Here is a 12,891-nt window from a genome sequence, read left to right as displayed (position 1 = left end):
GCCCCGGTCGGGCGGAGCGCTCGCGTGCGTGCCGCCCGCGGTCCCCGGACGTCAGACGAGGTGGTGGAGGAAGAAGGCGGCCGCCTCCCGTCCGACGTGGTGGCGGACGTCCGGGTCGGCGGGGTCGGGGGAGAAGAAGTCGTCGTGGCGGACGTCCGGGCCCGCCGACCGGCCCGTCGCGGTGGGGATGTGGTCGAGGTACGGCCTGATGTCGACGTCGTACGGGTTGACGGTGTCCGCCCCACCCCAGCGGATCTCCACGGGTACGCGCACCGTGGCCAGGCTCGACGCCGTGACGAACCCGCCGACCCCCGGCGCGACCTGGAACACGGCCCGTACGCGCGCGTCCGTGAGATCCGCGTCGGCGCCTTCGAGCGCGCGTCGTGACGAGTCGTCGTCCGGGTACTTCTTCAGCAGCGCGTCGAGCAGCCCCGGGAACTCCGGGATGTCCGGCAGGGGCACGGCGCCGGTCACCACGGCCCGCAGCACCTGCGGATCGACGCGCGCTCCCACGAGGGCCGCGACGGTGTACCCACCCAGCGAGAAGCCCGCGGCGCCCACGGGACCCAGGGGCCGCTCCCGCTCCAACGCGTCCAGGGCGAACGTCACGTCACGGGGCCGGTGCCAGACGTGCGCGAACCCCTCGGGCTCGTATCCGTCCACGTAGTTGTTGCCGTGGTGGTCCAGCGCCACCACCCTGAACCCCGCCTCGCGCAGCGGCCGCACCAGCCACCCCATCTCCCCGCCCGAGCCCCCGGTGCCGTGCGACACGACGACCAACGGCGCGGGCGAGGCCGCAGCACGCTCCGGCTCCCACAGGTAGAGCCGCACGGGACGCGGACGCGCGGCGTCGCGCAGGTCGCCCCGGGAGTCGTCGTACAGGACTCGTATCTCTGGCTGTTCCGCACCGGGCATCGTCATGCGCGCATCGTAGACAAGGCGCCGGGAGAGCTCGACGAGCTGCGCTCCGGGCAGGCCGCGCTGCCTCGTAGCCCCTTCGTATCGGTCTGCAAATTTCTGATCGATTGACGCAAGTGAGAGAAAGTGGTGCGGGTGGCCGGACGGGTGGCGCTCAGGGGTGGCCGCCCCGGGTGTGTGGGCAATCAAGAGTCCGGAAGGGCTCTGGCGCGGCTCAAGGGCGTTGCGCGCTAGGGGTTTCAGGGGCGGTGGTGGTGTCTGGTCTGCCCTCTTCGGAGGAGGGGATCTGTGGTGGGAATGCTCTGGACTGTCAGGCAATTGCGAAATTGGCGCGACATCTTGCGTTCACTTGTCGGGGGTGGTTGAGTGTGCCGCGCCCCACAACGCACCGGCGGTGGGGCGACCTCCACGTACTTGCCCGAAGGGGACCACCCATGAGAAGTGCTCGGTTCCGTCGTATGCGTCGCGCGAGCGCGGTCGCTCTCGTGTCCGCGGTGACGTTGAGCGCGTTGGCCGCGTGCGGCACGAGCAGCAGTGACAACGGCGGCGGCGGTTCCGAAGGGGGCGGCTCGGTCGACCCGGCCGCCCCGTTGGATCCGAAGACGAAGGTGACGCTGACGATCGACTGCATGCCGCCGGCGGCGAAGGCGGCCGAGCTGAAGGAGTGGAAGGAGGACGTTGCGGAGTTCAACAAGACGTACCCGAACGTCACGATCGAGGGGCGTTCCACTCCGGGGCAGTGTCTGGAGCCGCCGCGGTTCACGGCGATGCTGAAGGCGAAGTCGCAGCCCGACGTGTTCTACACGTACTTCACGGACCTGCCGCAGGTGCTGGACAACGACGGCGCGGCGGACATCAGCGCGTACGTCAGCGACAAGAGCGTGCCGCTGCTGAAGGACATCGACCCGAACGTCCTCGGATCGCTCAAGCACGACGGGAAGCTGTACGGCCTGCCGACGAGCAACTACACGATGGGCCTGCTCGTCAACCGGAAGCTCTTCAAGGACGCGGGGCTCGACCCGGACGCCCCGCCGCGCACGTGGGACGAGGTGCGGGCCGCCGCCAAGAAGATCGCGGGCCTGGGGAACGGCATCGCGGGCTTCGGCGAGTACAGCGCGGGCAACACGGGCGGATGGCACTTCACCGCGCAGATGTACAGCGTGGGCGGCGAGGTCGTCGACGCGAGCGGGAAGAAGGCCGCCTTCAACAACGACCTGGGGAAGCAGGTCGCCGAGAACCTCCACGCCATGCGCTGGGAGGACGACAGCATGGGCAAGACCCAGCTGCTCCAGTGGGGCGACCTGCAGAAGCAGATCGCCACGGACAAGCTCGGGATGTTCCTCGCCGCGCCGGACGACATCGCGTACATGGTGCAGCAACTCGGCGCGAAGTACGAGAACTTCGGGATGGGCCCGATACCCGGCGGCAGGAACACGCTGGCCGGCGGCAACAACTACATGGTCAAGAAGGGCATCTCCGGCGACAAGATCAAGGCCGCCGTCGCCTGGCTGAACTTCAAGAACCTCAGCGTCGGCAAGGGGCAGTTCGACTGGGCCCGCACCAAGGCCGACAGCCTCCCGGTCGGCGTGCCGCAGCCGAACTTCTGGCTGGGCGAGTCGAAGACCAAGGACGACGCGGCACGCGTGCAGAACGCGACGATGCCCGTCGCCAACTTCAAGAGCTTCATGGACAACCCCGTCGCCGGAAAGGCCGAGCCGCCGAAGGCGCAGGAGGTCTACAAGGTCCTCGACAACGTGATGTCGGGCCTCCTCACCAACGAGGACGCCGACATCGACAAGCTGCTCGCGACCGCCGAGGCGCAGGTCGACCAGGTCCTCGCCCACCAGTGACCCCTTCCCGGCGGTGGCGGGCGGAGGGAGTCGGTCCCCCTCCCGGCCCGCCCCCGCCGGGGCATCCGCCCGGCCCCGGGCCCGCCCCCGTCCGGGTGTCCGCCCGGCCCCGGGCCGGAACCCGTCCGGGCACCTCCCCGGCCCCGGCCCGCCCCGCCGGGCACCGTAATCCGGCAGACCAGCACCAAGGAGCGACGATGTCGGCGCCCAGCCTGACCCCGAGCAAGACGGGAACGTCCCGTCACTCCCCGCCGCCGGCGGCGGGGCCCGTGCCACCTGGTGGCCGGTTCGTGAAGAACCTGAAGCACAATCTGACGGCGCACGGGTTCCTGATCGGCGCCGTCGTCTGCTTCGCGGTGTTCTCGTGGTACCCGATGGTCCGGGAGTTCCTCCTGGCCTTCCAGAAGACGGAAAGCGGGCAGACCAGCTGGGTCGGACTGGAGAACCTCGCCACCGTCTTCGACGACCCGGCGTTCTGGCAGGCGTGGCGCAACACGCTGCTGTTCACCGTCCTCGCGCTGGTCTTCGGATTCGCGGTCCCCTTCGTCGTGGCGATCGTCATCAACGAGTTCCGGCACGGCCAGGGGTATCTGCGGCTGCTGGTCTACCTGCCCGTGATGCTGCCGCCGGTCGCGTCGGTGCTGCTCTTCAAGTACCTGTACGACCCCGGCTACGGGCTCCTCAACGAGCTGCTGCGGTTCCTCCACCTACCGGAGCAGCAGTGGCTGCAGGACCCGGACCTGTCGATGCTGTCCGTCGTCATCGCCTCGACCTGGATGAACATGGGCGGCGCGGCACTCATCTACCTCGCCGCGCTCCAGGGCATCCCCGGCGAGCTGTACGAGGCGGCGGAGCTGGACGGCGCGGGGCTGTTCCGCAAGGTCTGGCACGTCACCATCCCGCAGACCCGCCTGATCCTGTCGCTGATGCTGCTCATGCAGGTCATCGCGACGATGCAGGTCTTCGTCGAACCGTTCCTGCTGACCGGCGGCGCCGGCCCCGAGGGATCGACGACGACCGTCGTCCACCTGATCTACCAGTACGCCTTCAACTTCAACGACTACGGTGCCGCGGCGGCGCTCGGCCTGCTCCTGCTCGTGCTCCTGTCCGGATTCTCGGCGGTGTACGTGAAGCTCAGCCGCGCCGAGGACGAGTAGGACCCGGGGAGACCACGTATGTCCACACGCACGCTCATCTCGCCCGCGCAGCTCGCCAAGCCCCGCGCCAAGGCCCTCTACCGGGCGACGTTCGCACTGGTCGTCGGCGGATTCACCCTGGTGTTCCTCGGCCCCCTGTACTGGATGGTGTCCAGCGGCTTCAAGGACACCCAGGAGGTCGTGCGGACGCCGCCGACCCTGGTGCCCGGATCGTTCGCCCCCGAGAACTACACACGGGCGTGGGAGGTCATGGACCTCTCCACCCTGCTCTTCAACACCCTCTACTACGCCTTCGGCGCCCTCGCGTTCCAGCTGGTCCTCGACGTCGCCGCCGCGTACTCGCTCTCCAAACTGCGCCCGGTCTTCGGCAAGGCCATCCTCGGCGGCATGCTCGTCACGCTGATGATCCCGGCGACCGTCCTGGTCGTGCCGCAGTACCTGACCGTGCTCGACGTGCCGGTGGTGGAGCGGAACCTGCTGAACACGCCGTGGGCGATCTGGCTCCCGGCGGTCACCAACGCCTTCAACATCTTCCTGCTCAAGCGGTTCTTCGACTCCATCCCGAAGGAACTGCTCGACGCGGCGGCCATGGACGGCGCGAGCCCGCTGCGGATCCTGCGCTCCATCGTGCTGCCGATCTCGCGGCCGATCCTCGGCGTCGTCTCGATCTTCGCGGTCGTCGGCGTCTGGAAGGACTTCCTCTGGCCGATGCTCACGCTGCCCGATCCGACCAAGCAGACGCTGAACGTGGGGATCTACTCGCTCTCCACCGGCGTGCCCGTGAACGTGCTCATCGCCGCCCTCGCCATCGCCTCCGTACCGACCCTGCTCATCTTCCTGGTGTTCCAGCGCAACATCATGAGCGGTCTCACGGCCGGCGGCCTCAAGGGCTGAACCGGGCCCAGGCCTTGAGGCCCCAGGCTCCTGCTTTCGCGCCCCGCGCCCCGCGCCTTGAGCCCCGCGCCCTGAGCCCCGCGCCCCGGGTCCTGAGCTCCTGAGCCCGTGAGCCCCAGGGCTCCACCCCGAGGCCCCCGGCCCGTACCTCTCACCACCAAGCCTTCGCCGTCGGCCCGTCCGACGCCCCGCAGCAACCGGGCCGGCGGCGAAGACCCCGACCTGCCCGAAAGGACCGTCACGTGGCAGCCCCTCACTCGACCCGCACCGACGACTGGTGGCGCGATGCCGTCATCTACCAGGTGTATCCCCGCAGCTTCGCCGACGGCGACGGCGACGGCACCGGGGACCTCGCGGGAGTCCGGGCGAGACTGCCCTATCTCGCGGAACTCGGTGTGGACGCGGTCTGGTTCACCCCCTGGTACCTCTCCCCGCTGGTGGACGGCGGGTACGACGTCGCCGACTACCGCACCATCGACCCCGCGTTCGGGACCCTCGCCGAGGCGGAGAAGCTGATCTCCGAGGCCGCCGGACTCGGCATCAAGGTCGTCGTCGACATCGTCCCCAACCACGTGTCCGACCGGCACGCCTGGTTCCGCGCCGCCCTCGCCGCAGGTCCCGGCAGCCCCGAGCGCGCCCGGTTCCACTTCCGCCCCGGGCGGGGCGAGAACGGCGAACTGCCGCCCAACACCTGGCCCTCCCAGTTCTCCGGACAGACCTGGACCCGGGTCCCCGACGGCGAGTGGTACCTCCACCTCTTCACCCCCGAGCAGCCCGACCTCAACTGGGCGCACCCCGAGGTCCGCGCGGAACACGAGGACGTGCTGCGCTTCTGGTTCGCACGCGGGGTCGCCGGCGTCCGCATCGACTCCGCCGCCCTGCTCACCAAGGCCCCCGGGCTGCCGGACTTCGTCGAGGGCGTCGATCCCCACCCCTACGTCGACCAGGACGAGATCCACGACATCTACCGCGCGTGGCGGGCGATAGCCGACGAGTACGGCGGCGTGTTCGTGGGGGAGGTGTGGCTGCCGGACTCCGAGCGGTTCGCCCGCTACCTGCGCCCCGACGAACTCCACACCGCCTTCAACTTCAACTTCCTCGCCTGCCCCTGGGACCCGGAGCGGCTGCGCCACACCATCGACGACACCCTCGCCGAGCACGCTCCCGTCGGCGCCCCCGCCACCTGGGTCCTGTGCAACCACGACGTCACCCGGACCGCGACCCGCTACGGCCGCGCCGACACCGCGTTCGACTTCGCGACCAAGCGCTTCGACACGCCCACCGACCTGGCACTCGGCACCCGGCGCGCCCGGGCCGCCGCCCTGCTCACCCTCGCCCTGCCCGGCTCCGTCTACCTCTACCAGGGCGAGGAACTGGGCCTTCCCGAAGCCGACGTCCCGCGCGACCGCATCGAGGACCCGATGCACTTCCGCTCCGGCGGCACCGATCCCGGCCGTGACGGCTGCCGCGTCCCGCTGCCCTGGACGGCCGATGCCCCGCACGCCGGTTTCGGTACGGCGGCGGCGTCCGAGCCGTGGTTGCCGCAGCCCGACGGGTGGGCCCGCTACGCGGTCGACCGACAGGGCGCCGACCCGGAGTCGATGCTCGCGCTGTACCGGGAGGCGCTGCTGCTGCGCAGGTCGGACGCCGGATTCGGCGACGGACCGCTGAAGTGGCTGCCCGCCGGGGAAGGGGTCCTCGCGTTCGCGCGGCCGCGTGGCCTGGTGTGCGTGGTGAGCCTCGCCGACGGGCCCGTGGCCCTCCCTCCGTACGAGCGACTGCTCCTGGCGAGCGGCCCGCTCACCACGGACGGGCTGCTGCCGCCGGACACGGCGGTGTGGCTGCGGGTCTGACCGCGCGACAGGCCCCGACCGATCGGCCCTGTGCCCGCCCGCGTCCGAGGGGTGGCGGGCACAGGGCTTCGGCCGGTAAGTCCACCTTCTTAAGTCAAGGCAAAAGAAAAGTGTGTTGCGCTTATTGACGGGGTTCGGCGGGCGCGGGCAAGGTGCGGGAGAGCGCTCTCCCGCACATCCCCCCGCCACAAGGAGAATCCCCCCATGCCCTCAGTCGGCATACCCGTCGCCACCGTGGTGGCCTCGACCCTGCTGGCGCTCCTGCCCGCCCAGCAGGCGCAAGCGGCCCCCGCCCTGCTGTCCCAGGGCAAGCCCGTCACCGCCTCCAGCCAGGAGCACTACGGCACCCCCGCGACCGACGCCGTCGACGGGAACCTCGGCACCCGCTGGTCGAGCGGCGCCTCCGACGACCAGTGGCTCCGGGTGGACCTCGGCGCCCCCGTGGCGGTCAGCCAGGTCGTGCTGCGCTGGGAGAGCGCGTACGCCAAGGCGTACCGCATCGAACTGTCCACCGACGGCACCACGTGGACCACCGCCTACAGCACGGACAGCGGCGCGGGCGGCACGGAGACGGTCGCCGTCTCCGGCACCGCCCGCTACGTGCGGATGCACGGCGTGACCCGCGCGACCGGATACGGCTACTCGCTCTGGGAGTTCCAGGTCTACGGAGACGCCGGCGGCACCACCCCACCGCCCACGGGCGCGGTCCGGGTGACCGGCTCCCAGGGCGCCTGGCAGCTGACCGTGGGCGGCCAGCCGTACACCGTCAAGGGCCTGACCTGGGGTCCGTCGATCGCGGACGCCCCGAAGTACCTGCCCGACGTGAAGTCCATGGGCGTCAACACCATCCGTACCTGGGGCACCGACGGCTCCACCAAGCCGCTCCTCGACGCCGCGGCGGCCCAGGGCATCAAGGTCGTGAACGGCTTCTGGCTCCAGCCCGGCGGCGGCCCCGGCTCCGGCGGCTGCGTCGACTACGTCACCGACACCGCGTACAAGACCACGATGCTCGACGAGTTCGCCAAATGGGTGGAGGCGTACAAGAGCCACCCCGCGACCCTCATGTGGAACGTCGGCAACGAATCCGTCCTCGGGCTCCAGAACTGCTACAGCGGGACCGCGCTCGAGAACCAGCGCAACGCCTACACCGGCTTCGTCAACGACGTCGCCCGGAAGATCCACACCATCGACCCCGACCACCCCGTGACCTCGACCGACGCCTGGACCGGCGCCTGGCCCTACTACAAGCGCAACGCCCCCGACCTCGACCTCTACTCCATGAACTCCTACGACAACCTCTGCAAGGTGCGCCAGGACTGGATCGACGGCGGCTACACCAAGCCCTACCTCATCACCGAGACGGGCCCGGCCGGCGAGTGGGAGGTCCCGAACGACGTCAACGGCGTCCCCGACGAGCCGACCGACCAGCAGAAGGCCGCCGGCTACACCGCCGTCTGGAACTGCGTCACCGGCCACCAGGGCGTCGCCCTCGGCGCCACGATGTTCCACTACGGCACCGAACACGACTTCGGCGGCGTCTGGTTCAACCTGGTGCCCGACGGCCTGAAGCGCCTCTCCTACTACGCCGTCAAGAAGGCCTACACCGGCTCCGTCGCCGGCGACGACACCCCGCCGGTGATCAGCGGCATGACCGTCTCGCCCGCCACCGCCGCCCCGGCCGGTCGCGAGTTCACCGTCCGCGCCGACATCCGCGACCCCGACGGCGACCCCGTCACCCCCAAGATCTTCCTGAGCGGGAACTACGCCAACGGGGACAAGCGCCTCGTCGAGGCGCGGTGGCGCGCCACCGGTGACGGCACCTTCGCGGTCACCGCCCCCGAGAAGCTCGGGGTCTGGAAGGTGTACGTCCAGGCCGAGGACGGCCACGGCAACGCCGGCATCGAGACCAAGTCAGTCCGCGTGGTCGCCCCTCCCGTCGCCGGCACGAACCTCGCCCTCGACCGGCCCACCACCGCCTCCTCCTACCAGACCGGCTACGGCGACTGCCCCTGCCCGCCGGCCCGCGCCACCGACGGCCGCGCCGACACCCGCTGGGCCAGCGACTGGAGCGACCCCCAGTGGCTCCAGGTCGACCTCGGAGCCGTGAAGCCCATCCGTACGGTGCAGCTGGTCTGGGACCCCGCGTACGCCAGGTCCTACGAGGTCCAGGTCTCCGACGACGGCACCACCTGGCGCACGGTCCACACCACGACCACCGGCGACGGCGACGTCGACACCCTCTCCCTCGCCACCACCGGCCGCCACGTACGCCTCCAACTGACGGCCCGCGGAACCGGCTGGGGCTACTCGCTCCACGAGTTCGGCGTCTACAGCTGACCGGAGTCCGCACCCCTTCAAGCCGCACCACCGCACACGCACTACCGCACACGCACCACCCAAAGCGCACCACCCAAAGCGCACCACCGAAGACGCACCACCGCACACGCACCACCGAAAGGCACCAACCGACAGGTACCACCCCCCCACGGGCAGGAGACCCCCATGAGAGCGAGTCCCAAGAGGCTCCCCGCACTGCTCCTCGGCACCGCCCTCGTCGCCACCCTCCTCGGTGTCGGCACCCTCGCCTCGGCCGCCGACCCGGCGGCCGACGCCCCGCCGCCGGCCGCCGCGGCCCATGCCGGACACCGGATGGCCGCCTCCCTCCAGGCGTCGGGCGACGACGCGGACGGCGACGGCTACATCCCCGCCGTACCCCAGGTCACCGGCGTGACGCCGTCGACCGCGACCCCGCCGCCGCGGTACTTCCACGAGTTCCAGGCCAACTGCGCCGTCTCGCACACGGCCCCCGACGACCCCATCGTCTACCCCGGCCAGCCGGGCCGGTCGCACGACCACACGTTCATGGGCAACACCTCCACGAACGCGAACAGCGTCACCGGCACCCTCTACGGCGGCGCCACCGCCTGCAAGGCGCCCGCCGACGCCTCCGCCTACTGGATGCCCACCCTGTTCGACGGTGACCGCAAGATCCTTCCCGTCGGCCCCCAGGTCATCTACTACAAGACCGGTGTCACCGACTACACGAGCGTGCGGCCCTTCCCGAAGGGCCTCCGGTTCGTCGTCGGCAACCCGATGCAGACCGCCCAGCAATTCCGCGAGCACAAGGGCTTCGTCGAGGGCTGGGAGTGCGGTGACAGCTTCTTCAACGTCGACTTCCCCGCGAGCTGCCCGAACCGACCCGACGTCCAGCTCAACCTTCGCATGCAGGCGCCCAGTTGCTGGAACGGCCTGTACCTGGACACGCCCGACCACCAGAGCCACATGGCGTACCCGGTCGTCAAGCCCGGCACCAACGACAACATGTGTCCGGCCTCCCACCCGGTTGCCCTGCCGATGATCGAGTTCAAGATGGCCTTCCCGGTCAACGGCGACATGAGCCAGGTGCGCCTGGCCAGTGGCCGCGGCTACTCCTTCCACTACGACTTCTTCAACGCCTGGGAGGAGCGCACCCTCAAGGCGATGGTCGACCACTGCATCGTGGGCGGCCTCCAGTGCAACGCACGGGGCTACGACGAGACGCACCCCGAGCGCGGCGCCGCACTGAACGAGCAGTACCGCCTGCCCTGACCGACCCCGCACCCGACACCGGCACCGGCCACCCCCTCACCGGGGGCGGCCGGTGCCTCCGAGCCGTGATCCGGCAACCCGACGAGAGAACCGACAAGGGAGAGATGAGCGACGAACGGGTCGTCATGACAGACGACATGCTCGACCGACTGGTCGGGAAGCTGGACCTGGAACGGAAGGTCCGGCTCCTGACCGGCGTCACGACCTGGCGGACGGCCGCCGAAGCCGCGATCGGCCTGCGGGAGATGGTCTTCTCCGACGGCCCGGCGGGCGTACGGGGCGAGGCCTGGGACGAGCGCCGCACCTCGTGCCTCCTGCCGTCCGCGTCCGCGCTCGGCGCGACCTGGGACGAGGCGCTGCTGCGGCGCCTCGGCGGCCTGCTCGCCGCCGAGGCGGTCCGCAGGGGCGTCGACGTCGTCCTCGCGCCGACCCTGAACCTGCACCGCACCCCCCTCGGAGGTCGGCACTTCGAGTGCTTCTCGGAGGACCCGGAGCTGACCGGACGCACGGGTGCGGCGCTGATCCGCGGCCTCCAGGAGCACGGCGTGGCCGCGACCGCGAAGCACTTCGTCGCGAACGACTCGGAGACCGACCGGCTGAGTGTGGACGTCCGGGTCTCCGAGCGGGCGCTCCGGGAGGTGTACCTGGCGCCGTTCGAAGCGGCCGTCGACGCCGGGGCGTGGGTGGTCATGGCCGGCTACAACGGCGTCGACGGCACGACGATGACGGCCCATCCGCTCCTCGCCGAGCCGCTGAAGGGGGAGTGGGGCTTCGACGGCGTCGTGGTCTCCGACTGGGCCGCCGTGCGCACCGCCGAGGAACCGGCGCGGGCCGCGCTCGACCTCGCGATGCCCGGCCCGGCGAGTCCCTGGGCGGCGGACCTGGTCCGGGCCGTGCGCGCGGGCCGTGTCCCCGAGAGCGCCGTCGACGAGAAGGTCCGGCGGCTGCTCCGGCTCGCCCGCAGGGTCGGCGCGCTCGGCGACGTCCCCCGACGCCGCCCGCCGCTCCCGGACGAAGGGGTGCGGCGGCTGTTGCGCCACGCGGTCGCGGCCGGAGCGGTCCTGCTGCGCAACGACGGCGTGCTGCCGCTCGACCCCGGCGGTCTGGGCACGGTCGCCGTGATCGGCGAGCACGCCGCCTCGCCCCGCGTCCAGGGCGGCGGCAGCGCCGGCGTCTTCCCGTCCGCCGTGGTGACGCCGCTCGCCGGCATCCGCGCGTGTCTGCGCGGCCGCGGCCGGGTGACGTACACCGCGGGTCCGTCGACGGACGCCCCGCCGGAACCGCTCGACGCTGGCCGGTGCACGGACCCGCGCTCCGGCGAACCGGGGCTGCTGCTGCGCTGCCTGGACGCGGAAGGCCGCGAACTCCGTGCGGAGCGGCGCCTGTCGGGGCGCCTGCTCGAACCGGAGCTCGCACCGGACACGCACACCGTGGAGATCCGGGCCCTGCTCCGCCCCGACACGACCGGGGCGTGGACCTTCGGGATCGGCGGCTTCGGGCGGATGACGATCGAGGTCGACGGGCACGTGATCCTGGACGGCACCTACCCGCGCGAGACCGACGATCCGGCGATCGTCCACGTCACCCCGCCCCTGCACACGGCGACGGGCCGGCTGGAGCGGGGGCGTCACGTCCATCTCGTCGCCCGCCGGGAGTTGGTGCCCGGTTCCGGCAGGGCGACCGTACTCGCCGCCGCGCCCCCGCGGCGCGCTCCCGACGAGGCGCTCGCCGAGGCGGTGGAGGCGGCCCACGGGGCGGACGCGGCGATCGTCGTCGTCGGCACGACCGAGCACGACGAGACGGAGGGGTACGACCGTACGCACCTGTCCCTGGGCGACGCGCAGAACGACCTGGTCCGCGCGGTCGCCGCGGCCAACCCCCGTACCGTCGTCGTCGTCAACAGCGGCGGACCGGTCGAACTGCCCTGGCGCGACGAGGTGGCGGCCGTGCTCCTCGCCTGGTTCCCCGGGCAGGAGGCCGGCGCGGGGCTCGCCGACGTGCTCTTCGGCCGCCGCGAGCCGGGCGGCAGGCTCCCCACGACCTGGGCCGCCACGCTCGCCGACGCGCCCGTCACCCGCACGCGCCCCGTCGACGGCCGACTCGACTACACGGAGGGGCTGCACGTCGGCCACCGCGCCTGGCTGCGGGCGGGTACACGGCCCGCCTACTGGTTCGGGCACGGCCTCGGCTACACGACGTGGGAGTACGGGGAGGTCGACGCCCCCGCCCGGATCGAACCGAACGCCTCGTTCACCGTGCGGGTGGAGGTGCGCAACACGGGAACGCGCTCCGGGCGCGAGGTCGTCCAGGTGTACCTGGCGCGAGCCGACTCCGCCGTGGAGCGACCCGCGCGCTGGTTCGCCGGCCACGCGGCGGTCCGCGCGGAGCCCGGCGGGTCGGTGGTCGCCGAGGTCGTCGTGACGCCCCGGGCGCTGCGGCACTGGTCGTCGCGGGACGGCGGGTGGTGTGTCGAGCCGGGGACGTACCGGCTGATCGTGGGCCGCTCCGCGGGTCTCGTGGAACACGAGACGGACGTGACGGTGGGGCATCCTCCGGAGGACCGGAATGCGTGAGGACCGGACCGCGATTTCCGCATTCCGGTGGACGGGTGGGAAGGGGGGGGCGATCACC

Annotated in this window: 8 protein-coding genes; 7 read left to right on the top strand and 1 reads right to left on the bottom strand. The window is 71.4% G+C overall.

Annotation, left to right across the window (positions count from 1 at the left end; translation table 11 throughout):
- Positions 1-51: 51 nt before the first annotated feature.
- Entirely contained in the window at positions 52-921 is an 870-nt protein-coding gene (locus ACFCY7_RS27355; protein WP_376488715.1) for an alpha/beta hydrolase family protein, read from the bottom strand.
- Between the two features lie 431 nt (positions 922-1,352).
- On the opposite strand from ACFCY7_RS27355, the gene ACFCY7_RS27350 reads away from it, so the two are divergent.
- The 7 genes from ACFCY7_RS27350 to ACFCY7_RS27320 all read left to right on the top strand — a co-directional run bounded on the left by ACFCY7_RS27350 (position 1,353) and on the right by ACFCY7_RS27320 (position 12,833).
- Positions 1,353-2,768, top strand: coding sequence for an extracellular solute-binding protein (locus ACFCY7_RS27350; protein ID WP_376488714.1), 1,416 nt, complete (start codon positions 1,353-1,355; stop codon positions 2,766-2,768).
- A 197-nt stretch (positions 2,769-2,965) separates the two neighbouring features.
- Positions 2,966-3,925: a carbohydrate ABC transporter permease gene (locus ACFCY7_RS27345; protein ID WP_376488713.1), complete on the top strand. Its 960-nt coding sequence runs from the start codon at positions 2,966-2,968 to the stop codon at positions 3,923-3,925.
- A gap of 18 nt (positions 3,926-3,943) precedes the next feature.
- Positions 3,944-4,819, top strand: a complete 876-nt coding sequence (locus ACFCY7_RS27340; RefSeq protein ID WP_376488712.1) for a carbohydrate ABC transporter permease — start codon at positions 3,944-3,946, stop codon at positions 4,817-4,819.
- 242 nt (positions 4,820-5,061) lie between these two features.
- The gene (locus ACFCY7_RS27335; protein WP_376488711.1) at positions 5,062-6,672 is read left to right on the top strand and encodes a glycoside hydrolase family 13 protein; all 1,611 of its coding nucleotides are present in this window, start codon (positions 5,062-5,064) and stop codon (positions 6,670-6,672) included.
- A 204-nt stretch (positions 6,673-6,876) separates the two neighbouring features.
- The gene (locus tag ACFCY7_RS27330; RefSeq protein WP_376488710.1) at positions 6,877-9,009 is read left to right on the top strand and encodes a discoidin domain-containing protein; all 2,133 of its coding nucleotides are present in this window, start codon (positions 6,877-6,879) and stop codon (positions 9,007-9,009) included.
- A 165-nt stretch (positions 9,010-9,174) separates the two neighbouring features.
- Positions 9,175-10,260 (top strand): DUF1996 domain-containing protein, encoded by a 1,086-nt coding sequence (locus ACFCY7_RS27325; RefSeq protein WP_376488709.1) that lies wholly within the window; start codon positions 9,175-9,177, stop codon positions 10,258-10,260.
- Between the two features lie 125 nt (positions 10,261-10,385).
- Positions 10,386-12,833, top strand: coding sequence for a beta-glucosidase (locus ACFCY7_RS27320; protein WP_376488717.1), 2,448 nt, complete (start codon positions 10,386-10,388; stop codon positions 12,831-12,833).
- The last annotated feature ends 58 nt before the right edge of the window (positions 12,834-12,891 follow it).

It is taken from the genome of Streptomyces sp. NPDC056361, assembly GCF_042262805.1.
GTDB lineage: Bacteria > Actinomycetota > Actinomycetes > Streptomycetales > Streptomycetaceae > Streptomyces.
This window is presented reverse-complemented; position numbering and strand designations above follow the sequence as displayed.

Bases quoted from the DNA above. Each gene is read 5' to 3' on its own strand.
- ACFCY7_RS27355 (WP_376488715.1), bottom strand. From the start codon at position 921: ATGACGATGCCCGGTGCGGAACAGCCAGAGATACGAGTCCTGTACGAC.
- ACFCY7_RS27350 (WP_376488714.1), top strand. From the start codon at position 1,353: ATGAGAAGTGCTCGGTTCCGTCGTATGCGTCGCGCGAGCGCGGTCGCT.
- ACFCY7_RS27345 (WP_376488713.1), top strand. From the start codon at position 2,966: ATGTCGGCGCCCAGCCTGACCCCGAGCAAGACGGGAACGTCCCGTCAC.
- ACFCY7_RS27340 (WP_376488712.1), top strand. From the start codon at position 3,944: ATGTCCACACGCACGCTCATCTCGCCCGCGCAGCTCGCCAAGCCCCGC.
- ACFCY7_RS27330 (WP_376488710.1), top strand. From the start codon at position 6,877: ATGCCCTCAGTCGGCATACCCGTCGCCACCGTGGTGGCCTCGACCCTG.
- ACFCY7_RS27325 (WP_376488709.1), top strand. From the start codon at position 9,175: ATGAGAGCGAGTCCCAAGAGGCTCCCCGCACTGCTCCTCGGCACCGCC.
- ACFCY7_RS27320 (WP_376488717.1), top strand. From the start codon at position 10,386: ATGACAGACGACATGCTCGACCGACTGGTCGGGAAGCTGGACCTGGAA.